A 24,699-nucleotide genomic window follows, 5' to 3' on the forward strand; every position below is an offset into this window, starting at 1 on the left:
GGAAACGATCTAGATCCGGCTCGAGCCAAAAGCAATTGCTTGGCCGCCCCTAAGGAGTTTCAAAGCAGCAGATCGTCGATGGAAAGATGCGCAGGTCGGGTGGGTCCTCCCATGCCGAGACCTTTTGCCCGGCCACTCACCCTGACCCTCTCCCCGCACCGCGGGGGCGAGGGGACGACCAAGCAAGACGACGGTCGCTCCACACGGATGGAAGGTCTGTGATTTTACGCGGTAAACTCCCTCTCCCCGCATGAGCGGGGAGAGGGTTGGGGGAAGGGGCCAGGCAGGCAATTGAGTCACCGGCGGGTGTGTCTGACCTCACCGAATGACGAACCTATTTCGGCCCGATCATCGTTTCCGGGCGGACGATGGCATCATATTCTTCCGAGGAGACCAGTCCGCTCGCCAAAGCTTCTTCCTTCAACGTCGTGCCGTTCTTGTGTGCCGTCTTGGCGATCTTGGCGGCATTGTCGTAGCCGATCTTCGGCGCGAGCGCCGTCACCAGCATCAGCGAACGTTCCAGGCCGGCCCTGATGTTATCCTCGCGAGCTTCGATGCCGACAACGCAATTGTCGGTGAAGGAGACGGCGGCGTCGCCGAGCAGCTGCACCGACTGCAGGAAATTGTAGGCCATCATCGGATTGTAGACGTTGAGCTCGAAGTGCCCCTGGCTGTCGGCAAAGGTCAGGGCGGCATTGTTGCCGAAGATATGGATGCAGACTTGGGTCATCGCCTCGCACTGCGTCGGATTGACCTTGCCCGGCATGATCGACGAGCCCGGCTCGTTTTCCGGCAGCGCCAGTTCGCCGAGACCGGAGCGCGGGCCCGAGCCGAGCAGGCGGATGTCATTGGCGATCTTGAAGAGCGCAGCCGCTGCCGCGTTGATCGCGCCGTGGCTGAACACCATCGAATCATGCGCAGCAAGCGCCTCGAACTTGTTCGGGGCCGTGATGAAGGGCAGGCTGGTGATCCCAGCGATTTCGTTTGCCACCTTCTCTGCAAAGCCGATCGGCGCGTTGAGACCGGTGCCGACGGCCGTGCCGCCCTGGGCGAGTTCGCAGAGACCCGGCAATGTCAGCTCTATGCGCTTGATGGCCGAGGCGACCTGGGCGGCATAGCCGGAAAACTCCTGGCCCAGCGTCAGCGGCGTTGCATCCTGCGTATGGGTACGGCCGATCTTGATGATATGGGCGAAATCGGCGACCTTCTTTTCCAGCGCCGCGTGCAGATGCCGCAGAGCCGGCAGCAGGTGATGAGCGATCTCTTCGGCGCAGGCGATGTGCATCGCCGTCGGATAGGTGTCGTTCGACGACTGGCTCATGTTCACGTGATCGTTCGGATGGACGGGCTTCTTCGAGCCCATGACGCCGCCCAGCATTTCGATCGCGCGGTTGGAGATCACCTCATTGGCGTTCATGTTCGACTGCGTGCCGGAGCCGGTCTGCCAGACAACAAGCGGAAAATGGTCGTTGAGCTTGCCGTCGATGACTTCCTGCGCGGCAGCGACGATCACTTTACCGAGAGCAGGGTCCAGCTGGCCAAGCTCCATGTTGGTTCGCGCAGCTGCCTGTTTGACGATGCCGAGGGCGCGTATGACCGAGAGAGGCTGCTTTTCCCAGCCGATCTTGAAGTTGCCGAGCGAGCGCTGCGCTTGCGCGCCCCAATAGCGGTCGCTGGCGACTTCGATCGGGCCAAAAGTATCGGTTTCGGTGCGGGTGGAAGTCATGTTCCTGATCCTGCTTTCCATTGAAATAGATAGCAGTCATATAGGCCGGAACGACGCTTATGAAAACACCGAAGGGGCTATTTCATGACAGGGGCGATCATGTTTTCACGCGCCCGCTCAGGCGTGCTCTTTTTAACACGCTCCGTAGATATTCTTGAAGGCGTTTTTTCCGTCGCGCAAAAATCTCAGGAAATTTCAATAGAAGATTAACCAATAATTTCATAATTTTGTGTGAATTAAATCGTGGAAAACGTCTCCGCTTTGTAACGCGAAGTTGAGGCATTGAACGAAAGGCGGGGTCTCGCCGTTTTCATTGTAGTCGTTATACGATGTTTCCGACATCGCGGCCGGGTTGAAAACAGCACCGCTAGCTCGAAGTTACCGCTCGACAAGGGACTGATTACAGAATGAAACTCGTCACCAAAGCCACAGCATCCGTCCTGGCTCTCTCCTGTTGCCTTTCCGCCATCGGCGTCACGTCCGCGAACGCCATGACCCTCATGGATTTCATCCGCGGTGGTCAGGGGCGTCAGCAGAGCACGCAAGTGTCTGCTCCGGTTCCAGCCAACCCGGCGCAAACAATGATGGAGCCCGGGCAGGCCAAGCTGCCGCTTCCCACGGTCAGCGCGCCGAAATATTATACCTACAAGGCAGACGCGATGCGTCTGGTGTCGACGACGCATTTTGCCGATCCGGTAGTGACCGGAGCCGTTGCCGATGCATCGCCTGCACCGGTTGCCGTCGATACCGAGTTGTCGCAGCGCCGCTACCTTGCCGATGCCCACGTCATGGCCACCAACGATGTGGCCAAGGCAATCGAGTCCTATTACGCTGATCAGAATAAGCCGTTGCTTTGGATCGCCGATCATGCTGTCACCGACAAGGCGAAGGCTGCGATGGCCGTTCTCGCCGACGCCGGTTCCGTCGGTCTCGACCCCTCGGATTATGCGGTGACGCCGCCGAGCTTCGACGCCGCCGCCGACCCGGTGATGCGCGACCGCGCCCTCACGCAATTCGAACTGGCGCTCTCCAGCAAGGTGCTGATGTTCGTCCAGGATACGGTCCGTGGCCGTCTCGACCCGAACAGGATCTCCGGCTATCACGATTTCAAGCGCAAGGACGTCAATCTGCCGGCTACGCTCGACCTGCTGCGCGCCAGCCCGGACGTTGCCGCCTATCTCAACAGCCGCAATCCTTCCAACCAGCAATTTGTGCTGCTGAAAGCCGAGCTTGCGAAGCTCAGGGCGGAGGCCAGTTCCGATGGCAGCCATATTTCCATCTCTTTGACCGGCACTCTGAAGCCGGGCGGCAGCTCGCCGGAGATGGCCAATATCGTCAAGGCGATCCAGCATCGCGGATCTGATGCGCTGAAGACCGCGCATGCCGGCGTTCTTGCTTCCTATCTGGGCACACCGGATTATACGCCCGACCTCGTGTCGCTGGTCGAAGACTTCCAGAAAGAAAAGGGACTGACCTCGGACGGCGTGATCGGCCCGTCTTCGGTTCGCGCCATGGTCGGCGAGAACAACGACACGAAAATCCAGAAGCTGATCATTGCCATGGAACAGCTGCGCTGGTTGCCGCCTGAACTCGGACCGCGCTACGTCCTGATCAACCAGCCGGCATTCATGGTCTATTACTACAACAATAACCAGGAACAGCTGTCGATGCGCGTCGTCGTCGGCGGCAAGCAGCATCAGACCTTCTTCTTTGAAAATCAGGTGCAGACCGTCGAGTTCAATCCGTTCTGGGGTGTTCCGCAGTCGATCATCATCAACGAGATGCTGCCGAAGCTGCGCGCCGATCCGAACTATCTCGATCGTATGGGTTACCAGGTCGAAGTCGGTGGCCAAGCCGTGGCATCGTCCAGCGTCGACTGGTATGGCTCGACCAAGAACATCTCCGTGCGCCAGCCGCCCAGCGGCGATAATGCTCTCGGCGAACTGAAGATCCTCTTTCCGAATTCGCATGCGATCTACATGCATGACACGCCGCAGAAGAGCTTTTTCAAGAAAGACATGCGCGCGCTCAGCCATGGTTGCGTCCGCCTTGCCGATCCGCGCGCGATGGCTGCCGCCGTCCTGAACACCACGGTCGATGATGTCGCCAAGCAGATCGCAGACGGCCAGAACAAGGCCGTCGCCGTGCCGCAGAAGTTCCCGATCTACATCGCCTACTTCACCGCCTGGCCGAACAAGGACGGCGTTGTCCAATATTTCAACGACGTCTACGACCGCGACGCGGCGACTCAGAAGGCGCTCGATACGACCACCAAGTCGCGCACGGCTCAGATTTGAGTTGAGCGTAACGTCGAGAGACAAAAGGGCGGCCGATCGGCCGCCCTTTTGCAATTTAGGAATGTGAATATTTCAGGCGGCGAGCAGCCCCTCGACGAGTTCGGGCGTGAGTTCGTCGTAGTGGTAGATGATGCGGCTCGGGCCGAGCGTTTCGATGCCGACATCGGAATAGCCGAAGGGGACGGCGATCGAAGGGACGCCGGCGTTGCGGGCGACAAGAATATCGTTGACGCTGTCGCCGATCATGACGGTGCGGCCGATATCGCCGCCGGCGCGTTCGACGGTGCCGATCAGGTGCTCGGCATTCGGCTTGCGCACGGCGAACGTGTCGCCGCCGGTTATGGTTTCGAAATAATGCGTGAGATCGAGCCTATCGAGAAGCGTGCGTGCAAGGGATTCCATCTTGTTTGTGCAGACGGCCAGCTTGTAGCCCTTGCCCTTCAGCGCGCCGAGTGCAGCCACGAGCCCGGGATAGGGTTGCGTGACGCCCGGCATCGTCTCTGAATAATGGGTAATGAAGCGCTGCATCAGGGTGGGCAATTCCTCCGAGGTCAGCGTATAGCCATGCAGCTTGCAGGCCCGTTCGATCATCACCTGCGCGCCATAGCCGACGAGGTGCGTCACGTCGTCATAGCTGACCGGTGGAAGCTTGAGCGCGGCGATCGTGTGGTTCAGGCTGATGATGAGATCTGCGTGCGTGTCCAGCAGCGTGCCATCGAGATCGAATACGACAAGAGGAGATGTCACGAGGAATCGGCCTTTGTATAAGAAGAAATAGAGCGTCTTTCGGAGTTAGAAGATCGCGCGGGCAATTGCAACAGAAGGCCCGGGAAGCCTCGGCAAAGAGGCGCGGGGATTTCTATCTTGTGCCGTTATTTTGGCTTTCGTTTGGCTGGAGAGCCGTGTAAACAGCAGACCAACGTAACAATGGGAGCAGGTGGCGCATGGACGCCCGCCAGATGAAGATTGAGGCTGCGAGGGCGGCCCTGACCTATGTCGAGAGCGGCATGCGGCTGGGGATCGGCACGGGCACCACGGCGGAGGAGTTCGTTCGGCTGCTCGCCGAGAAAGTCGCGTCCGGGCTCTCGATCGAGGGTGTTCCGACCTCGGAACGGACGGCAAAGCTTTGCAATGAGTTGGGCGTGCCGCTAAAGTCGCTCGACGAGCTTCCTGCACTCGACCTCACCATTGACGGTGCCGACGAACTGGACGGTGCGCTCACTCTGATCAAGGGCGGTGGTGGCGCGCTGCTGCGTGAAAAGATCGTCGCAGCCTCGTCGGCCCGCATGATCGTGATTGCCGACGAAAGCAAGCTCGTTCAGACGCTTGGCGCGTTTCCGCTGCCGATCGAAGTCAATCCTTTCGGCCTTGCTTCGACGCGCATCCTCATCGAGAAGGCTGCGTCGCGTCTTAACTTATCCGGCGCTCTCAATCTTCGTCTCTCGGGTGACCACACCTTCGTCACCGACGGCGGACATTTTATCATTGATGCATCTTTCGGCCGCATTCCTGATGCAGAGGCGCTGTCGAATGCGCTCAATTCGATTCCCGGCGTTGTCGAACACGGGCTCTTTATCAATATGGCGACATTGGCGATCATTGCCGGCCCTGCCGGTGCGCGCACGTTGCAGGCGAACAATACATAGGAGCACTCATCTCATGATCAAATTTGCGGGTCTTGGCCGTTTTGCCGCTGCAACCATCCTTCTTTCGGGCATCGCGTTCGGCTCTGTCAGCGCTCAGGAAGTATCCGAGGACCAGATCAAGGCTGCCCGCGCCGCGATCAACGCGCTCGGCATCACCAATCAGTTCGACAACATCCTGCCGAACCTCGCCGAGCAGCTGAAGAGCACGATGATCCAAGCCAATCCGAACTTTGGTGACGCGATCAACTCGACGGTTGATGCCACTGCTCTGGCGCTTGCCCCGCGCCGCGCCGATCTCGAGCACGAAGCCGCCGTCACCTACGCCAAGGCCTTCTCGGCGGAAGAGCTCAAGGCAATCGCCGATTTCTACAATTCGGAGGCCGGCAAGAAGCTTCTAAAGGATGGTCCGCTGGCGACGCGCGAGCTTTACAAGGCCGCCGATATCTGGAGCCAGGGTATTTCGCGTGATCTAGCCAACCAGAGCAATGATGCTTTGCAGAAGGTTGTCAAGCAGCCGGTTGTCGCGCCGAATGCAGGCGCTGCCGCACAGCCTGCGCCGAAGCAGTAAACCGCAATTCTTTGCTGCGATCGTTCTCGAAACTGTGTTTCACGTTTTCGGGATAATCGGCAGGCGGTTGCAAATTCAAAGCCCGGATCATTCCGGGCTTTTCTTTTTATGCTCCGGCTTCCTATATGAATGCCGACCCCCATCAGCGCTTTGCGCGCCTTGTCATGTCTACAGGAGCCACCGATGCCTTCGTTTGATTTCGACCTTTTCGTGATTGGCGGCGGCTCCGGCGGCGTGCGCGGCGCGCGCGTGGCGGCATCGCTCGGCAAGAAGGTCGGCATTGCCGAAGAGTATCGCTACGGCGGCACCTGCGTCATTCGCGGCTGCGTGCCGAAAAAGCTTTTTGTCTATGCTTCGCAGTACAGCGAGCATCTCGAGGATGCGGCCGGTTTCGGCTGGACGGTCGGCGAAAGCAGCTTCGACTGGACGAAGTTGATCGAGGCGAAAGACAAGGAAATCGCACGGCTGGAAGGGCTCTATCGCAAGGGGCTCGACAATGCCAAGGCTGACATATTCGACACGCGCGCCGAACTCGTGGACGCTCATACAGTCCGCCTGTTGAAGACCGGGCAGACGGTGACTGCGGAAACCATCGTCATCGCGACCGGCGGTCGGCCGAACCTGCATACGGCCTTGCCCGGTTATGAGCTTTGCATTTCCTCGAACGAAGCCTTCCATCTGGCAGAGCTGCCAAAGTCGATCCTGATCGCCGGCGGCGGCTATATCGCCGTCGAATTCGCCAATATCTTCCATGGACTCGGCGTCGAGACGACGCTGATCTACCGCGGCGCCGAGATCCTGTCGCGCTTCGACCACGATCTGCGCAAGGGCCTGCATGAGGCGATGGAGGAGAAGGGCATCCGCGTTCTTTGCCACGACATCATCACGAGCGTGGAGAAGACGGAGAATGGGCTCAGCGTCCGGACGAAGAACGACAAGGCCTTGACGGTCGATACGGTCATGCTTGCACTCGGTCGCACGCCGAATACCGCAAATCTCGGACTGGAAGCAGCCGGCGTCGCCATCAACGAGCAGGGCGCCATCGTCGTCGACGAATATTCGCGCACTTCCGTGCCGAACATCTATGCCCTCGGTGACGTCACCGATCGGGTCCAGCTGACGCCGGTGGCCATCCACGAGGCGATGTGCTTCATCGAAACCGTCTACAAAAACAATCCGACGCGGCCGGATCATGAGCTGATCCCGACGGCCGTCTTCTCGCAGCCGGAGATCGGCACGGTCGGCCTGACCGAAGAGGACGCGGCCAAGCGTTATCCGGAGCTCGAGGTCTATCGCGCGCAGTTCCGGCCGATGAAGGCGACGCTTTCGGGCCGCAATGAGAAGATGATCATGAAGCTGATCGTCAATGCCGCCGACCGCAAGGTGATTGGCGCGCATATTCTCGGCCATGATGCCGGCGAGATGGCGCAGCTGCTCGGCATACCCATCAAGGCGGGCTGCACCAAGGACGATTTCGACCGCACCATGGCAGTTCATCCGACCGCGTCGGAAGAACTGGTGACGATGTATTCGCCGAGCTATCGCATTAGCAATGGCGAGCGCGTGTAACGGATTGGATCGGCGCAGTCGTCGCCAGCGCCATAAAAGATTCGCACAGTAGTTCGCCCGCCTTTGCAAGCGACCGGCAAAGGTTTATAAGCGCGCGTTATTTACGACGGGACGCCCGGCAAAGACCGGGTGCACAAGCAGGTGAGTGAGATGGCACAGAATTGGACACCCAGCAGTTGGCGGCAGAAACCGATCCAGCAGGTGCCGGAATATCCGGACCCGGCGGCACTGGCGGCAACGGAAGCGCAGCTTGCAAGCTATCCGCCGCTCGTTTTTGCCGGTGAAGCCCGCCGTCTGAAAGCGCATCTTGCCAATGTCGCCGAAGGCAACGGTTTTCTGCTGCAAGGCGGAGACTGCGCCGAAAGCTTCGCCGAGCATGGCGCCGACACGATCCGCGACTTCTTCCGCGCTTTCCTGCAGATGGCCGTCGTGCTGACGTTCGGCGCTCAGCTGCCTGTCGTGAAGGTCGGTCGCATCGCCGGTCAGTTCGCTAAGCCGCGTTCCTCGGGCATCGAGACACAGGCCGGCGTATCTCTGCCGAGCTACCGCGGTGACATCGTCAACGGCATCGAGTTCACCGAGGAAGCGCGCATTCCCAATCCGGAACGTCAGATGATGGCTTACCGCCAGTCTGCCGCGACGCTCAACCTGCTGCGCGCCTTCGCCATGGGCGGCTACGCCAACCTCGAAAACGTCCACAAATGGATGCTCGGCTTCGTCAAGGACAGCCCGCAGGGCGAGCGCTACCGCAAGCTTGCCGATCGCATCAGCGAGACCATGGATTTCATGAAGGCGATCGGCATTACCTCCGATAGCAATGCAAGCCTGCGCGAGACCGATTTCTTCACCAGCCATGAGGCGCTGCTGCTCGGCTATGAAGAGGCGTTCACCCGCGTCGATTCCACTTCGGGCGATTGGTACGCCACCTCAGGCCACATGCTCTGGATCGGCGACCGTACGCGTCAGGCCGACCATGCGCATGTCGAATATTTCCGCGGCATCAAGAACCCGATCGGCCTGAAGTGCGGCCCTTCGTTGCAGGCCGACGATCTGCTCAACCTGATCGATATCCTCAACCCGCAGAACGAGGCCGGCCGTCTGACGCTGATCTGCCGTTTCGGCCACGACAAGGTTGCCGACAACCTGCCGCGGCTCATCCGCGCCGTCGAGAAGGAAGGCCGCAAGGTCGTCTGGTCCTGCGACCCGATGCACGGCAATACGATCACCCTCAACAACTACAAGACGCGTCCCTTCGAGCGCATTCTGTCGGAAGTCGAAAGCTTCTTCCAGATTCACCGCGCCGAAGGCACGCATCCGGGCGGCATCCACATCGAGATGACCGGCAAGGACGTGACCGAATGCACCGGCGGCGCCCGCGCTGTCGGCGCCGAAGATCTACAGGATCGTTACCACACCCATTGCGACCCGCGTCTCAATGCCGACCAGGCACTCGAGCTAGCCTTCCTGCTTGCCGAGCGGATGAAGGGCGGCCGCGACGAGAAGCGTCTGCGCGCCCACGGCTGAGGGAAAACGGATCTCTGATTTATCAAACGGGCCGGCGAAAGCCGGCCCGTTTGCATTTGTGCCGGATAGATCAATCCGGCTGAAGATGCGTTTCATTTCTTTGAGATTGACCGGCATATCGTTCTCGGGAAGGTTCCCTGAAAAAGGGGAGCGACTATGAACGACGAACATACCGGCGCGTGCCTTTGCGGCAGCGTACGTTTCAAGACACGTGGCAAGCTACGGGAGGTCGTCGCCTGCCATTGTTCGCAGTGCCGCAAGCAGACCGGGCTCTACTATGCCGCCACCAACGTTCCGATCGGCAACCTCCTCATCGAGGGGGAAGAGGCAATCACCTGGTATCGCGCCAGCACATTTGCCCGTCGCGGCTTCTGCAAGACCTGCGGCTCGGCGCTGTTCTGGGCGGCTGACGGGGCCGAGGAAATCTCGATCATGGCCGGGCTTTTCGACCCACCGAGCGGTCTTGAGATCGCCTATCATATCTACTGCGCCGACAAGGGCGATTACTACGATATCACCGATGGGCTGCCGCAATACAGGCAGGGGCGGCCGGGGCTGCCCACGGCAGGGCCATCAGACTGATAAAGCATGGTGCCATCAAGTCTTGGGCTGCTCGAAGTTATTGTCTTCATAGTCGAAATCATCATCGATCGGGAGACCCGGAGGTCTTTGGTGACCGTGGCGAATGGCTCTGATCTCTATGAGGTCACCGGCAATTTCGTAATCGACGAGATAATCTCCCATCGTAAATCGTAAAACGCCGGGAATTGGCAGTTCATTGCTCCGAAAACCCATCTGGGGGAAACGAAGCAGGCTTGTTCTGAGCCCGGTTCAGATCGTCGAGGAAGCGGAGAGCCGCTGTGGGACTTCTATCTTTCAGGTATTGCGCTTCCGACTTGATATATGCTCTGGCGCCGGCCGAAAGGCGAACTCTTTCAAGCAGCAGCCCCTTTGATGGCCGTCGCCACTTCGCTGACGACATCATCAAGATCGTATGCTTCGCCGTTTGCCATTTCCCGGCGAGCCTTTGCGATCTCCAATACTTCGCGACCTTCGGTCGCCAGATAAGATTTGAGCGCTCGTACAAAGACCCAGCTGCGCGTCCGCTCGCAGACATCCGCGATCTCTTCGATTTCAGCGAGGATGTCGGCGGGAACCCGAAGCGTAATAGGATTCGAAAGCTGCCTTTGATTTTTCATCGTATTTATCTAATTTTGTATTACAAAATATAGGAGACATGCTAAAAGTCAATTTCCGAGCGTGGGGTGATGGCTCACCCACTAGCCCCGTTCTTCTCCGTCACCAGCTTGCTCAGCTTGGCGATTTCCTCCTTGACCACAGAAAGCTCCGTCAGCACCTGCATGTCGATTTTCTGGTGCAGCGAGAGGACTTCGAGTTCAGCCTTGAGATTGACCTCATAGTCCTTGGCTGCTTCGAAGCGATCCCGTTCGGTCTGGCGGTTCTGGGACATCATGATGATCGGCGCCTGGATGGCGGCGATCATGGAGAGGACGAGGTTGAGGAAGATGAAAGGGTAGGGATCGAAGGCGCGGGTGAGGAGTACGATGGTGTTGACGACGCACCAGAAGACCAGGAACAGCAGGAAGCAGACGATGAAGGCCCAGGAGCCTCCAACACGGGCGATGCCGTCGGCGAGGCGTTCGCCATAGGACGCATTGGCGGAGAAGGCCGCGTTGATATCGGTCGAGACGATCTTGCGCTCATGCGCTTTCTTGAGCACGCGCTTTTCTGTCTCGCCCAGCTCTTCGGCCGTCTTGTCGAAATGCTGGTGGACGAAATTTGGCAGATTGTACATGAGGATACTCCGGGGGCTTGATCGTCTTTGAGCGCCAAGTATTCGACTGCCCAACGAAAATGCAACGCGAAAAGGGTTGCAGCATGGTGGATCGAATCCAACCTTGCGTGTTCGGCTCGACCATTGTGTTCGATCCGCTAACTCCCTTGGCTGATCAGCCAGCTATGCGACGGGAAGAAGCGGTCCAATCCGTATTCCCGTCCGAACATGATGTCGTGCTGCAGATGGCGATAGTCGCGCACCGTCGGATCGAGGTGCTGCTCGTTGCGCGCCCAGTCCGGGAAAGTCTCGTTGTCGCGCGTCGCGAGCTGATAACGGTCGACGATGGTGTATTTCTTCTGCACGCGGCCGAGGAAGCCGGTGTAGAAGGGATGCTCATATCCGGCTGTTTTCAACACGTGATAGGGCAGTTGCGACGGGCTGATCGTGCCGACATCCTTGCGTACGCCATTCTTGCTCGACCAGATGACCAGCGGCGTTTCGTGCTCCTGTTTCATGACGTCGAGCGGTGCCTTTCGCGTCGCCACCTGCTGGGGCATGTAGCCGGTGTTCGGATAGGCGCTGCCGAGCGGCGGCAGGTGATCGCCCCAGAGGACGATGATGGTTTCACGGTCACGCTTTTCAGCCCAATCCATCAGCATCTTCAGACTGTCATCGGATTCCCGAACGCCCTGCGCATAGGTGGCGAGCGTTGCACGATCGTCGTCGTTCAGGTTGCCGGTGATATCGACGGTATTCTGTGCAAAGCGATTGGGTTCGTAAGGGCCATGTCCCTGGAGAGTGACAGCGAAGAAGAAGAATGGCTGATCGGCTTCGTCTCCCTCGCGCATGATTTCCTTCATCAGGGAATCGTCGGCGGCGAACATGCCGCGCCTCTCCATCGGCGGCAGGGTTTCATCGGTGTGGAACTCCTCGAAGCCGAAAGCCTTGTAGACTTCGTTGCGATTCCAGAACCAGCCGCTGAAGGGGTGGAGCGCGCGTGCCGCATAGCCTTCGCCGCGGAAGAAGGTGGCAAGCGACGGCATGGGCCGGCGCACATATTGCTGATAGGGTATGCTGCCATAGGGCAGGAAGGCATTGGAAAAGCCCGTCAGCGCCTCGAATTCGACATTGGCGGTCATGCCGCCGAACTCAGGCGAAAAGACGTAACCGGATTGTCTGGAGCGGATCGTCGGCATCGGATCGGGCGTAAAGGCGACATTGGACAGCCGGGTCGGATCCCAGAGGGATTCGCTCATCAGCATGATGACGTCAGGCTTCTCGCGCGGACCGGAGAGATAGCCGTAGTTTCTCGCCGGAATGGCATCGATCGCATCCGGTCCGTAGCCCGCCGGGGATTTGACATCGGCCATCGGCAGGTTGAGCGAGAAGGCGATGACGAAGCCGTTGTAGCTGTAGTTTTCCTTCTGATCCCAGACGATCGGGATGATGCGCAGTTTCTCACGGATGGAGGAATATTGCGTCGGGTCCATCTGCGAAACGAACAGCGCCGCAAGCGGCAGGCATACCGACAGCCTGATCATGCGCGCCTTTTGCGATAGCGCGGCGGCGTGTTGCCAAGCATGGCGCCACAGAAAGGCGAGGGCGGCGAGGGACGCAATGACGCCGATGGCGAGTGCCGCGGCGGTCCACGGCCGATCGCGCACCATCACAGGCATCAATTCCATGATCTGCCGTGCAAACAGGAAATCAGACGGATAGAGCGGATCGGAGAGATAGTTCTGCTTCTGGCTGGAGATGAACGCCGGAACCAACAGCAGCGGTGCGACGATCAAGACCGATAGATGCGCTCGGCCGAGAGCCGCATCCAAAATGAGCATAGTCAGCATGACGATGCCGATGGTGGTGAAGCCGGGGCGAGACGGAGAAAAGAGATAGGACGGGACGGTCGAAAACTCACCGCGCACAATCCATTCGACGGCAATGACGATCGACAGTGCGAGCAGCAAGGTCAGAGTAAGGCTCAGAACTTGGCGCAGGACGGCTGATTTCTGCCTCGCTGCGCCGATTTTCTGGAAAAGAACGAGCCTGCCCGCCAAAGCGGAACCAATGACCAGATCGACCAAGGGTTTCTCCGAATGCTATAGGGTATTCATATAATTGTCACGTTTCTGTCATGAATTCTGGATGAACCGCAAGGCTGACCTGGTAGTTTTCCGGGTAAAAATACCGCCTATGCGCGTAGTGCGATCTTTGATACCTGCAGGTGAACGAAGGCGGTTGCGGAAGAAGAATGCCATCGCTAAATGTATGGCATGACAGAGCAAGGCCCGATCACTCAGACCATCCGTATCGCCGTCGCGCAGCTCAATCCGACGGTCGGCGACGTTTCCGGCAATCTGGCCAAGGCGCGCGAAGCGCGGGCCGAGGCGGCGCGCGAAGGCGCGCAGCTCCTGATGTTGACGGAATTGTTCATTTCCGGCTATCCGCCGGAGGATCTGGTGCTGAAGCCGGCCTTCATCCGCGCCTGCTGGAAAGCCGTTGAAAGTCTCGCTGCCGATACCGCCGATGGCGGGCCAGGCGTCGTCGTCGGTGTCCCACGGCAGGACGACACCGGCCGCTACAATTCCGTGGCCGTGCTAGATGGCGGTAAAGTCATCTTCATCAGGGACAAGGTCGATTTGCCGAACTACGGCGAGTTCGACGAGAAGCGGGTTTTCGACGAAGGGACCATCGCGGGGCCTGTCAATTTTCGCGGCGTCCGCCTTGGCATACCGATTTGCGAGGAGATCTGGAACGATCTCGGCATCTGCGAAACGCTGGCCGAGAGCGGTGCGGAAATCCTGCTGGTTCCGAATGGTTCGCCTTACTATCGTGGCAAGGTCGATGTCCGTCACCAGGTCGCATTGCGGCAGGTGATCGAGTCAGGTTTACCGCTCATTTTCGCCGCCCAGGTTGGCGGCCAGGACGAACTTGTTTTCGATGGCGCGAGCTTCGGCTTCAATGCCGACAAGACCCTGGCGTTCCAGATGAGCCAGTTCGAGACCGCGCTGGCAGTCACCACCTGGAAGAAGAATGGCGACGTCTGGCATTGCGCCGAAGGACCGATGGCGCATATTCCGGAAGGCGAGGAGGCCGATTACCGCGCCTGCCTGCTGGGCTTCCGCGACTACGTGAACAAGAACGGCTTCAAGTCGGTCGTGCTCGGCCTGTCCGGCGGTATCGACTCGGCGATCTGCGCGGCGATTGCGGTGGATGCGCTCGGAGAGGAGCGCGTACGCACCGTCATGCTGCCCTATCGCTATACCTCAGAGGATTCTTTGAAGGATGCGGCGGATTGCGCCAAGGCGCTCGGCTGCCGCTACGATATCGTGCCGATCGAGGATCCTGTCACCGGCTTCACGACGGCCTTGTCCGATCTGTTCGAAGGTACGGAAAGCGGCATCACCGAGGAAAATCTGCAGAGCCGTGCCCGCGGTACCATCCTGATGGCGATCTCCAACAAATTTGGCTCGATGGTGGTGACGACGGGCAACAAGTCGGAAATGTCCGTTGGATATGCCACGCTCTATGGCGACATGAACGGTGGCTTCAATCCCATCAAGGATCTCTACAAGATGCAGGTCTATGCGTTGTCGCGCTGGCGCAACCTGCATGTGCCGCCGGGCGCGCTCGGCCCTTCAGGCGAGGTGATCCCCTACAACATCATCGACAAGGCGCCTTCGGCTGAACTGAGGCCGAACCAGACAGACCAGGATTCGCTTCCGCCCTATCCGGTGCTCGACGATATCCTCGAATGCCTGGTGGAAAAGGAAATGTCGGTCGAAGAGATCGTGGCGCGCGGACATGATGTCGCGACAGTGCATCGTATCGAGCATCTGCTTTATCTCGCCGAGTACAAGCGCCGCCAGTCGGCTCCGGGCGTGAAGATCACCAAGAAGAATTTTGGTCGTGATCGCCGCTATCCGATCACCAACCGGTTCCGCGATCGCTGATCGCAACGCCGGCGTTAAAGGGGAAAGTATGCGCAGCTCGGTCGAGATCTACAATATCCGCACGGGTGCGAACCGGGTGGTCTTCCAGACGGACCAGCTGATCGAGGCGCCGAACTATTCGCCTGACGGACGCTATTTGCTGCTGAACGGCGACGGTCTGCTTTACCGGCTGCCGTTGGGTGGCGTTGGCAAGATCGTTCGCGTCGATACCGGCTTCGCCACGCAGTGCAACAACGATCATGGGATTTCTCCCGACGGATCGCTGATCGCGATTTCCGACAAGACGGAGCATGGCAAATCCTGCATCTATGTGCTGCCGGCCGAAGGCGGCACGCCTAGGCAGGTCACGACCAACCTGCCGTCCTATTGGCACGGCTGGTCACCCGACGGGCAGCGCTTCTCCTATTGCGGCATCCGCGACAACGTCTTCGATATCTACACGATCTCGATCGACGGCGGTGAAGAGACGCGGCTGACGCATGGCGAGGGCCGCAACGATGGCCCGGATTTTTCGGCCGATGGGCAATGGATCTATTTCAACTCCAGCCGCACCGGTCTCATGCAGATCTGGCGCATTCATCCCGACGGCACGGGGTTGCAGCAACTGACCGATGATAATTATGGCAATTGGTTTGCCCATCCATCTCCCAGGAACGACAAGGTCGTGCTGATCTCCTACGATCCTGAAGTCTTCGACCATCCGCGCGATCTGAATGTGCGGATGCGGTTGATGGATATGGATGGCGGCGATCTCACGACGCTGTTCGAACTCTTCGGCGGACAAGGAAGCATCAACGTGCCGAACTGGTCGCCCGATGGCGACGAGTTCGCCTATGTCCGTTACGAGCCGGCCTGACGCTCTGGACGCTCTTACCGCAACCTCGCGCAGGAAGTAGGCGACGAAGTCATCATTTCCCTGTTGCGGCAGCCTATTGCGTCGGCTGCGGCCCGGCCTCTTTCGGATGCTTCAGGTCAATGCCACCTTGGTCGGTCGCAAGGAATTGCGGCCCGACCTGACGGACCTTGTTGGCTGACGGATCGTAGGGTCTGTCCGGCGGGAATTGCTGCTGCTCGGCCTGCGTCACCGCCGGAGCCTGCTTTTGCGGCAGACCGGAATTCTTCTGGGGTTTTGGCGTTTCGATTATGGTAATCGAGCTTTCCGGCTGCGCAAGGGACTGCTGCTGCGGCGCATAGGCGTCGAGCTTGGTGCGGGTATCGATGACGATATCCGGCGTGGCCGAGGCCGGCGCGCTGCAACCGTTCCTCTGCATGGTATCCAGCAGTTGCCGGCGCTTAAGGCTGGCCGCGTCGATGCGGCCGACGCTCTCATCGCGCTGATCTACCAACATGCCGAGATCGTGCCGCATTCCATCGAGCGACGTTCGCATGTCGTCGCAGACGCCTTCGTTGTTTGAGCCGATGATCACCATGCTGCTGTCTTCGACGCAGCCCTGATTGCGCAGATCACTCATCAAGCGGCGGATCATCGTGTTTTGCTGGACTATGGCGCGCGAAAGCTGGCGCGTCTCCTGGCTCGCGCCGACCACTTCAGCGGTATCGGCGTAGCGGCCGCGCAATTCGTCGCACAGATTGGCCTGCGCGAAGCTCGGTGTGGCTGTCAACAGGGACAGCAGGGCAATGGAAACTAGGTTTGTGCCGCGGTTCACGATTCTGTTCTCGAAGGCGGGTTGATTTCGTTGGAAACTACACTTTGGAGCTTAACAACGTATCCATCAAAACACATGGATTTCGAGAGGATTTTAGCGAATTGTGATTTGCGGCCACCATGCTCGGGCGGCCGCAAAAAAATGCTTCGTCAGGCCAGTTGCGATGCCTCGACCACGGCCAGGGCTGCCATGTTGACGACACCGCGTGAAGTGACCGAAGGCGAAAGAATGTGGGCCGGAAGGGCCGTACCCAGCAGGATCGGCCCGACATGCAGCCCGTCGGTCATGGTCTTGACCACGCCAAGCGTGATGTTGGCGGCATCGAGATTGGGGAAGACGAGCAGGTTTGCTTCGCCAGAAAGCGTGCTGTCCGGCATGACGTGGCGGCGCAGGCTTTCGGAAATGGCGCTGTCGCCGTGCATCTCACCATCGACTTCCAGCTCCGGCGCGGCTTCGCGAACGAGCGCCAGGGCATTGCGCATCTTGGTGGCGCTTTCCGATTCCCGCGAGCCGAAGTTGGAGTGCGAGACGAGGGCGGCACGCGGCGTGATGCCGAAGCGCTTGATTTCCTCCGCCGCCAGCACCGTCGACTCTGCGATTTCCTCGGCGCCGGGGTTAAACGACACGTAGGTATCGGTGTAGAAGGTTGCGCCGCGCTGCGAGATGAGCAGGCTCAGCGCCGAAAAATCCCGAACATCCGGGCGCTTGCCGATGATCTGGCGGACGATGCGCAGGTGGCGCTCGTAGCGGCCTTCGAGGCCGCAGATCAACGCATCGGCTTCGCCGCGCTTCAGGGCAAGCGCGCCGATAACGGTCGTGTTGGTGCGCACGATCGTCCGGGCGGCCTCGGGGATGACGCCGCTGCGGCCGACGAGCGAAAAATAGAGCTCGACATACTCGCGGAAGCGCGGATCGTCGTCCGGATTGATGACGGCGAAATCGGTATGCGGACGGATCTTGAGGCCGTAGCGCTTCAGGCGGGTCTCGATGACGGAGGGACGACCGATGAGGATCGGGGTGGCTGTGCCTTCCTCAAGCAGAACCTGTGCGGCGCGCAGCACGCGCTCATCTTCGCCTTCGGAGAAGACGACGCGCTTGCGCTCGGCAATCTTCGCAGCGGCGAAGATCGGCTTCATGATGAAGCCGGACCGGAAGACGAAGCGGTTGAGCTCGTCCATGTAGGCATCGAAATCGGTGATGGGGCGCAGCGCCACACCGCTTTCGGCGGCCGCTTTCGCCACAGCCGGAGCGATGCGCAGGATCAGGCGCGGATCGAAGGGCGAGGGGATCAGATAGTTCGGACCGAAGACCGGGGTCTCGCCGGTATAGGCGCGGGCGGCAACGTCGGACGGCTCTTCGCGGGCGAGCGAGGCTATGGCGCGCACCGCGGCCATCTTCATTTCCTCGTTGATCGTCTTGGCGCCGCAGTCGAGCGCGCCACGGAAGATATAGGGGAAGCAGAGAACATTGTTCACCTGGTTCGGGAAATCCGAACGGCCGGTGCAGATCATCGCATCGGGACGGGCGGCGCGGGCGAGGTCGGGCATGATTTCCGGCGTCGGGTTGGCCAGCGCCATGATCAGCGGCTTTTCCGCCATTTTCTCGAGGAGCTCGGGCTTCAGCACGCCTGCGGCCGAAAGGCCGAGGAAGACGTCGGCACCTGGGATCGACTCGGCGAGCTCGCGCTTGTCGCTATCCTGGGCATAGACGGACTTCCATTCGTCCATCAGCACGTTGCGGTCCTTGTAGACAAGGCCCTCGATGTCGTGGACCCAGATGTTTTCGCGCTTGGCACCGAGTATGACGAGCAGATTGAGGCAGGCAAGCGCCGCGGCACCGGCGCCGGAGGCGACGATCTTGACGTTCTCGATCTTCTTGCCGGCCAGTTCCAGTCCGTTGAGGATGGCGGCGGCGACGATGATGGCGGTGCCGTGCTGATCGTCATGGAAAACCGGGATTTCCATCTTTTCGCGCAGGCGCCGTTCGACGTCGAAGCATTCAGGCGCCTTGATGTCTTCCAGATTGATGCCGCCGAAGGTCGGCTCCAGCGCCGAAATGGTGTTGACCATCTCGTCGACGGTGGGCGCTGCCACTTCGATGTCGAACACGTCGATGCCGGCGAATTTCTTGAACAGAACCGCCTTGCCTTCCATGACAGGCTTGGACGCGAGCGGGCCGATATTGCCGAGGCCGAGGACGGCCGAACCATTGGAAATCACGGCAACGAGATTGGCGCGGGACGTGTAGTACGCTGCCGTCTCGGGATTGTCGCGGATGGCGAGGCAGGGTGCGGCCACGCCCGGAGAATAGGCCAGCGCCAGATCGCGCTGGTTGCCGAGCGGCTTGGTGGCCTGGATTTCAAGCTTGCCGGGGCGGGGATAACGATGAAAGTAGAGAGCCTGTTCGTCGAGATCGCCACTCGCCATGTTCTTGGCTGCCTTCGATGTATCGTGCGTATCCACCACACTTCTCCATTCCTGCCTATGCTTTGAGTCCCCTGAATACATCAATCGCTTCGCGTTCACAGTATGCAATTGACGTCGCCGACCGCTTTTTTGTCATCGCGGATTCGCCGGTGTCCGTCTTGGGGCCGGTGAGGGCTATGCTTCCCCGCTTCGCCGCTCGGACAGTCATAAGGGGTTCATCGCGTGGGCTTATGAGAACGGCAGACGAAGGACCCTCCATGACATTGATCGCTTCTCATCGCGGCGGCGCGCATCTATGGCCAGAAAACACCAGGCTTGCCTTTTCAAGGACGGCCAAGCTTGATGTCGATCTCGTTGAATTCGACGTTCACCAGACGCGGGACGGCAAGCTGGTTGTGCATCACGATGCCCTGATCGACCGGATGACCGACGGCAAAGGGGCTATTGTCGATCTCAGCCATGAAGAGCTGATGCGCCATGTCGTGATCGGAAGCGACGGCGAGACTATTCCGACCCTTGCTGAGACCATCGATATCTTCGGCCCGTCCCCGGTCGATCTGCGACTGGAGATCAAGACGAAAGCGGACGGCACGCCCTATGAGGGGATGGAGGCCCGCATCGTCGATGAGTTGATGGCGACCGGCATGGTATCACGGACGATGATCACCAGTTTCGCCCTGCCGCGTCTCGAAGCCTTTGGCAAAGCACTTGGTGACCGCGGTTTGAACGTCGGCGAGTTGCTCGGCTTCATTTTTCTTTGTTCGCCGCAAATGACTGCGCAGCTTGGCTGGAATGGGATCATCGCCGCGCTCCGCAGCTGCGGTGTGCGCGAGATAGCGGTGCGTGCCGACGCCCTGGACGCCGAAGTCATGGGCATCGTACGCAGGAGCGGCATGACGGTGCACGGCTGGGCCGCGCATACGAGCGAAGCGGCAAGAGCGATGTTTCGCCTCGGTGTCGCCAGTTTTACAACCGATCGTCCCGATCTCGCCATCGCGGCCAAACGTGGCTGATCCAGCCCGATAGGCCAGCAGACACAGGGTTTGTCATCTTCCTGAAACACGAGTCTGGTTTTGGAATAGCCAAGTTTGGATAGGGCACGGACTTATAGTTCGTGAATGAAAACATGGACACCCGGCGATTCCGTACACTGTTCATCTCTGACGTACATCTCGGTTCGAAGGCCGCCAAGGTGGACTTCCTTCTCGATTTTCTGCGCTACCACGATGCCGATACCATTTTCCTCGTCGGCGATATCATCGATGGGTGGCGCCTCAAGCGAAACTGGTACTGGCCGCAGGATTGCAATGACGTGGTGCAGAAGGTTCTGCGCAAGGCGCGCAAAGGCACACGGATCGTTTATATCCCCGGCAATCACGACGAATTCCTGCGCGATTTCCCCGGCACGCACTTTGGCGGCATCGAAGTCGCGCAACGCGCCATGCACGAGACTGCCGACGGGAAGAAGTATCTCGTCCTGCATGGCGACGAATTCGATGTCGTCGTTCGTAACGCCCGCCTGCTCGCCTATCTCGGCGATTGGGCCTACGACATGGCCATTCTGATCAATATCGGCCTCGCGGCCGTGCGCCGTCGCCTGAACATGCCCTATTGGTCGTTCTCGGCCTGGGCAAAGCTGCAGGTGAAGCATGCCGTCAACTTCATAGGCGAGTTCCAGCGTGTCGTCGCCGAGGAAGCCAAGCGCAACGATGCCGATGGCGTGATCTGCGGCCATATCCATCACGCTGTCATCGAGGATCTCGACGGCATCCGCTATATCAATACCGGTGACTGGGTGGAAAGCTGCACGGCGATCGCCGAGCATGAGGACGGCACTTTCGAGCTGCTTACCTGGCGGTCGATCCTTGAGACGGAGCCGGCCGGTATATCTGTCGAAGAGTTGCCGAAGGCACTCGGCGTCGGCGCCCAGGCAGCCTAATTTTAGCGCCGCTTCACGGACGCAATAACAGGCTGTCATAATTATTGATCGTTATGAGGCGCCTGTAATTCGGGTTTTTTCCGAAACGTTACGATTTGGCTATTTCTCGCCATAGTCGTACTCTCGATAGCGTGATAGGGACAAATTCAGTTCCCTTCAGGTCTGTCATGATTCCCGCGATAAAATCCTTGCAGGGCGAGGGCGCGCCTTCGTATTTCCGTCTGCGCACCGCCTTGTCCTACTGCGCGCCGTTGTTCGTCAACGGGATCGCTTTGCCGTTTTTCCCCGTCTGGCTGGCGGGATTGAATTTCAATGATCATGAAATCGGTCTCGTGATCGCCGTGCCGATGGTCGTGCGCGTTCTGGTGACGCCCGTCATCGCGGTGTTTGCCGATCACATGAAGGAACGCGCCGATGTGCTGTTCTGGTCCGGTGGGCTGTCATTGCTGACGGCGATCGCGCTTTACTGGACGAGCGAATTCTGGCCCGTGCTGCTCGTTTATGGCGTCCAGGGCGCGACCTACGCGCCCTATGTGCCGGTGGTCGAATCGATCGCTATGTCGGGGGTGCGCCGCTGGGGGTTCGACTATGGCTCCATGCGTGTCTGGGGATCGATCATCTTCATCGTTTCGACGCTTTTCGGCGGCCAGATGATCGGGATGTGGGGAGGCACCATGGTACTGCCCGTCATGGTCGCCGGCTTCGTGCTGACCATGCTCACGGCGCTGATCACGCCGCGTATCGGGCCGACGCGGCGGCGCAACCAGCCGATCAATCTGCAGTCGCCGACTGGAAGCTCGCTGCGCTCTCCGCAATTGCTGATCACGATGATCGGGGTCTCGGTGCAGCAATCGAGCCACGCGATGCTCTACACATTCGCGTCGATCTATTGGCACAAGCTCGGCTTTTCCGGAACCCAGATCGCCGTTCTCTGGAGCATCGGCGTGGCGGCGGAGGTAATGGTCTTCTTCCTCTCGAGAATGCTAAGTCGCCGTTTCAGTGCGTGGACGCTGATTTTCTTCGGCTCGAGCATGTGCGTCCTGCGTTGGATCCTGTTCCCCATCAATCTCGGTTTCGCCGGCTATTTCCTGCTGCAGTGCTTCCATTCCTGCACCTATGCCTGTGTGCATACCGGCATCCAGCGCCGCATCGTCGGATCCGTTCAGGAAACGCAGGAGGCGTCCGCCCAGGGCGCCTATTATTTCTATAACGGCATGTTCCTCGGCTTGATGACGCTCGCGTCCGGCTATCTCTATGCCTGGCTAGACCTTTCCAGCTACTATGTGATGGCAGCGGTGGCTGCGTTCGGCTTGGGCATGGTCATCTTCGCGCGCAACCTCCGGCCCAGGAGTTCGGCGATCGGCGGAGGCGCACACGGCGTCTCATAACGCGGATGCAACAAATTCATTTGGATATCAAAAAGCCGTGACATATGTTGGCCGCGGCGCAGCATAGCAATCTCCCGTGCAGTCGGTGTATTAAACATCGGCGTCGTGCGGGCTCCGTGAGTCGACGTTGGTGATGCCACATTTGAAAGACGCATGAGCTTGAAAGCAGCCGAACAGAAATCCGATGCACCGAGGATCGATGAAGAGCCCGATGGCAATGGGCATCGCTATCGGCTTGAAGGCAATTGGCGTAGCGCCAATGTGCACGGCGTGCTGCGGCAGATCGAGCAGCTCTCGAAACGGAGCGCCGGTGGCGAGGTTGTGATCGATCTTTCCGATCTCTCCGATGTCGACACGGCCGGTGCGCTGCTGATCCGGCGATTGAAGGTGAGCCAGGAGGCGCATGGCGCCACCGTGACGATCGAGGGCTCCAATTCGCATATCGACGAGCTGCTGACCGCCTTCGACGAGGATCCGGACGCGGAGAAGGGCGAGCCGAAGGCGAAGATATCATTGCCTGAGCGGCTGTTTGCGCCGATCGGCAGAAATGTCTACGAACTTTGGGGCAATCTCATTGCTGCCATGTACATATTGGGCTCCGCAGTACGCGGTGCGCAGCTCAAGTTCGGACGCGGCAGCGGCGTCTCGCCGGCTTCGATCGTCAATCAGATCGACCACATGGCCGTGAGGGCCGTTCCGATCATCCTGCTGATGTCGTCGCTGATTGGAGCGATCATCGCGCAGCAAGGCGCGTTCCAGCTGCGCTATTTCGGTGCGGAAGTCTTTGTCGTCGATCTCGTCGGCATCCTTCAATTGCGCGAAATCGGCGTGCTTCTGACGGCGATCATGATCGCAGGTCGTTCCGGCAGCGCGATCACCGCCGAGATCGGCTCGATGAAGATGCGCGAGGAAGTGGACGCGCTGAAGGTCATGGGTCTAAACCCCATCGGCGTGCTGATCTTCCCACGGCTGGTGGCGCTGACCGTCGCTCTGCCCCTGCTGACGATCATTGCCAATTTCGCTTCGCTGTTTGGCGCGGCGATGGTCGCCTGGGGCTATTCCGGTATCACCATTGCGACCTTCATCTCCCGCCTGCATGAGGCGATCAGCCTTTCCACGGTCATTTCAGGCATGATCAAGGCTCCGTTCATGGCGTTGGTCATCGGCATCGTCGCGGCGGTCGAGGGATTGAAGGTCGGCGGAAGTGCCGAGTCGCTGGGGCAGCATGTGACTTCGTCGGTCGTGAAGTCGATCTTCGTCGTGATCCTGATGGACGGGCTTTTTGCCATGTTCTACGCAGCGATCGACTTCTGAGGGATGACGACGATGAGCGCGCTTCACTCGGAAATCCCGTTGGAAAGAGATGAGCACGGCAGGGATATCGTGCTGTCGGCACGGGATGTCACCGTCGCTTTCGGATCGAAAGTCGTGCTCGATAAACTGAACCTCAATATCTATCGCGGCGAAATCCTCGGTTTCGTGGGCGCTTCCGGCGCTGGCAAGTCGGTGCTGCTGCGCACGGTACTGCGGTTGCTGCCGCGCCGCTCGGGCAAGATCGAGATCCTCGGTGAAGACTATGACACGCTCTCGGAGCCAGAGCGCAACCAGCTCGATATGCGCCTCGGCGTCCTCTTCCAGCAGGGCGCCTTGTTTTCCTCGCTGACGGTGAAGGAAAATATTCAGGTGCCGATGCGGGAATATCTGGACCTGCCGCAAGAGATGATGGACGAGCTGGCGCTGATGAAGATCCGCATGGTGGGTCTCGCTGCCGACGCCGCCGACAAATATCCATCCGAGCTTTCCGGCGGCATGATCAAGCGCGCAGCACTTGCCAGAGCCCTGGCGCTCGATCCTGACCTGGTCTTTCTTGATGAACCGACGTCCGGCCTCGATCCGATCGGCGCGGCGGAGTTCGACGAGCTGATCGCCAGGCTACGCGACACGCTCGGCCTGACCGTTTATATGGTGACTCACGACCTCGATAGCCTGTTTTCCGTCTGCGACCGTATTGCTGTTCTTGGACAGAAGCGGGTATTGGTGGAAGGCACAGTTGAGGACATGCTCGCCTGCGATGACCCTTGGGTACAAGCCTATTTCAGGGGCAAGCGCGCACGTTCGATCGTGCCGCGCGAAGACATCAGGGAGCACAACGACGACAACGGCGCAGGCCCCCACAGCCGCGAGAAGTGACTGGAGAC

The 24,699-nt window shown here is 59.4% G+C and carries 21 protein-coding genes and 1 pseudogene; 14 read left to right on the forward strand and 8 right to left on the reverse strand.

Features of this window, described 5'->3' with window-relative positions; all coding sequences use genetic code 11:
- Positions 1-334: 334 nt before the first annotated feature.
- A complete protein-coding gene (gene fumC, locus FHT28_RS22870) occupies positions 335-1,726 on the reverse strand; it encodes a class II fumarate hydratase (protein ID WP_168597456.1) in 1,392 nt (463 codons plus the stop codon).
- A gap of 84 nt (positions 1,727-1,810) precedes the next feature.
- Here fumC and FHT28_RS36715 point away from each other — a divergent pair, with 84 nt between their 5' ends.
- Together FHT28_RS36715 and FHT28_RS22875 are read left to right on the forward strand one after the other, a co-directional pair.
- Complete coding sequence (locus tag FHT28_RS36715; RefSeq protein ID WP_281408366.1) at positions 1,811-1,936, forward strand: hypothetical protein; 126 nt, start codon at positions 1,811-1,813, stop codon at positions 1,934-1,936.
- Between the two features lie 197 nt (positions 1,937-2,133).
- Positions 2,134-4,023: a L,D-transpeptidase family protein gene (locus tag FHT28_RS22875; protein WP_037202445.1), complete on the forward strand. Its 1,890-nt coding sequence runs from the start codon at positions 2,134-2,136 to the stop codon at positions 4,021-4,023.
- A gap of 72 nt (positions 4,024-4,095) precedes the next feature.
- On the opposite strand, the gene FHT28_RS22880 is transcribed toward FHT28_RS22875, so the two are convergent.
- Complete coding sequence (locus FHT28_RS22880) at positions 4,096-4,770, reverse strand: HAD family hydrolase (RefSeq protein ID WP_168597457.1); 675 nt, start codon at positions 4,768-4,770, stop codon at positions 4,096-4,098.
- Positions 4,771-4,967: 197 nt separating this feature from the next.
- On the opposite strand from FHT28_RS22880, the gene rpiA reads away from it, so the two are divergent.
- The 5 genes from rpiA (at position 4,968) to FHT28_RS22905 (ending at position 9,912) form a co-directional block, all read left to right on the forward strand.
- Positions 4,968-5,669 carry a ribose-5-phosphate isomerase RpiA gene (gene rpiA / locus FHT28_RS22885; RefSeq protein ID WP_168597458.1) on the forward strand — a complete coding sequence of 234 codons (702 nt, stop codon included), beginning with the start codon at positions 4,968-4,970 and terminating at the stop codon, positions 5,667-5,669.
- Positions 5,670-5,682: 13 nt separating this feature from the next.
- Positions 5,683-6,237, forward strand: a complete 555-nt coding sequence (locus FHT28_RS22890; protein ID WP_037202441.1) for a DUF2059 domain-containing protein — start codon at positions 5,683-5,685, stop codon at positions 6,235-6,237.
- Positions 6,238-6,420: 183 nt separating this feature from the next.
- Entirely contained in the window at positions 6,421-7,806 is a 1,386-nt protein-coding gene (gene gor / locus FHT28_RS22895) for a glutathione-disulfide reductase (RefSeq protein ID WP_168597459.1), read from the forward strand.
- 150 nt (positions 7,807-7,956) lie between these two features.
- Positions 7,957-9,330, forward strand: a complete 1,374-nt coding sequence (locus FHT28_RS22900) for a 3-deoxy-7-phosphoheptulonate synthase class II (RefSeq protein ID WP_037202438.1) — start codon at positions 7,957-7,959, stop codon at positions 9,328-9,330.
- A 156-nt stretch (positions 9,331-9,486) separates the two neighbouring features.
- Entirely contained in the window at positions 9,487-9,912 is a 426-nt protein-coding gene (locus FHT28_RS22905) for a GFA family protein (RefSeq protein WP_168597460.1), read from the forward strand.
- A gap of 15 nt (positions 9,913-9,927) precedes the next feature.
- On the opposite strand, the pseudogene FHT28_RS36885 reads toward FHT28_RS22905, so the two are convergent.
- The 4 genes and pseudogenes from FHT28_RS36885 to FHT28_RS22925 all read right to left on the reverse strand — a co-directional run bounded on the left by FHT28_RS36885 (position 9,928) and on the right by FHT28_RS22925 (position 13,155).
- Positions 9,928-10,312: pseudogene (locus FHT28_RS36885) on the reverse strand (type II toxin-antitoxin system RelE/ParE family toxin).
- Positions 10,266-10,529 (reverse strand): ribbon-helix-helix protein, CopG family, encoded by a 264-nt coding sequence (locus FHT28_RS22915; RefSeq protein ID WP_047638269.1) that lies wholly within the window; start codon positions 10,527-10,529, stop codon positions 10,266-10,268. Before FHT28_RS22915 ends, FHT28_RS36885 begins: the two are co-directional and overlap by 47 nt.
- A gap of 74 nt (positions 10,530-10,603) precedes the next feature.
- Entirely contained in the window at positions 10,604-11,146 is a 543-nt protein-coding gene (locus FHT28_RS22920) for a DUF1003 domain-containing protein (protein WP_047556560.1), read from the reverse strand.
- A 137-nt stretch (positions 11,147-11,283) separates the two neighbouring features.
- A complete protein-coding gene (locus FHT28_RS22925; protein ID WP_348645012.1) occupies positions 11,284-13,155 on the reverse strand; it encodes an LTA synthase family protein in 1,872 nt (623 codons plus the stop codon).
- A 246-nt stretch (positions 13,156-13,401) separates the two neighbouring features.
- On the opposite strand from FHT28_RS22925, the gene FHT28_RS22930 reads away from it, so the two are divergent.
- Positions 13,402-15,081 carry an NAD+ synthase gene (locus tag FHT28_RS22930; RefSeq protein ID WP_047638335.1) on the forward strand — a complete coding sequence of 560 codons (1,680 nt, stop codon included), beginning with the start codon at positions 13,402-13,404 and terminating at the stop codon, positions 15,079-15,081.
- 28 nt (positions 15,082-15,109) lie between these two features.
- Positions 15,110-15,937 carry a TolB family protein gene (locus FHT28_RS22935; RefSeq protein ID WP_113118662.1) on the forward strand — a complete coding sequence of 276 codons (828 nt, stop codon included), beginning with the start codon at positions 15,110-15,112 and terminating at the stop codon, positions 15,935-15,937.
- Between the two features lie 73 nt (positions 15,938-16,010).
- On the opposite strand, the gene FHT28_RS22940 is transcribed toward FHT28_RS22935, so the two are convergent.
- Complete coding sequence (locus FHT28_RS22940; protein WP_113118661.1) at positions 16,011-16,748, reverse strand: hypothetical protein; 738 nt, start codon at positions 16,746-16,748, stop codon at positions 16,011-16,013.
- Positions 16,749-16,897: 149 nt separating this feature from the next.
- Positions 16,898-19,210: an NADP-dependent malic enzyme gene (locus tag FHT28_RS22945; protein ID WP_037202428.1), complete on the reverse strand. Its 2,313-nt coding sequence runs from the start codon at positions 19,208-19,210 to the stop codon at positions 16,898-16,900.
- A 221-nt stretch (positions 19,211-19,431) separates the two neighbouring features.
- Between FHT28_RS22945 and FHT28_RS22950 the strand changes: the two genes are divergently transcribed.
- The 5 genes from FHT28_RS22950 (at position 19,432) to FHT28_RS22970 (ending at position 24,691) form a co-directional block, all read left to right on the forward strand.
- On the forward strand, positions 19,432-20,187 hold the full coding sequence (locus tag FHT28_RS22950; RefSeq protein WP_168597461.1) for a glycerophosphodiester phosphodiesterase family protein: 756 nt from the start codon (positions 19,432-19,434) through the stop codon (positions 20,185-20,187).
- Positions 20,188-20,300: 113 nt separating this feature from the next.
- The gene (locus FHT28_RS22955) at positions 20,301-21,113 is read left to right on the forward strand and encodes a UDP-2,3-diacylglucosamine diphosphatase (RefSeq protein ID WP_047638261.1); all 813 of its coding nucleotides are present in this window, start codon (positions 20,301-20,303) and stop codon (positions 21,111-21,113) included.
- 167 nt (positions 21,114-21,280) lie between these two features.
- The gene (locus FHT28_RS22960; RefSeq protein WP_168597462.1) at positions 21,281-22,501 is read left to right on the forward strand and encodes an MFS transporter; all 1,221 of its coding nucleotides are present in this window, start codon (positions 21,281-21,283) and stop codon (positions 22,499-22,501) included.
- A 153-nt stretch (positions 22,502-22,654) separates the two neighbouring features.
- The gene (locus FHT28_RS22965; protein WP_037202423.1) at positions 22,655-23,815 is read left to right on the forward strand and encodes an ABC transporter permease; all 1,161 of its coding nucleotides are present in this window, start codon (positions 22,655-22,657) and stop codon (positions 23,813-23,815) included.
- Positions 23,816-23,827: 12 nt separating this feature from the next.
- The gene (locus tag FHT28_RS22970) at positions 23,828-24,691 is read left to right on the forward strand and encodes an ATP-binding cassette domain-containing protein (protein WP_037202422.1); all 864 of its coding nucleotides are present in this window, start codon (positions 23,828-23,830) and stop codon (positions 24,689-24,691) included.
- Positions 24,692-24,699 lie beyond the last annotated feature (8 nt).

This window comes from Rhizobium sp. SG570, from assembly GCF_012275345.1.
Taxonomy (GTDB): domain Bacteria; phylum Pseudomonadota; class Alphaproteobacteria; order Rhizobiales; family Rhizobiaceae; genus Rhizobium; species Rhizobium lusitanum.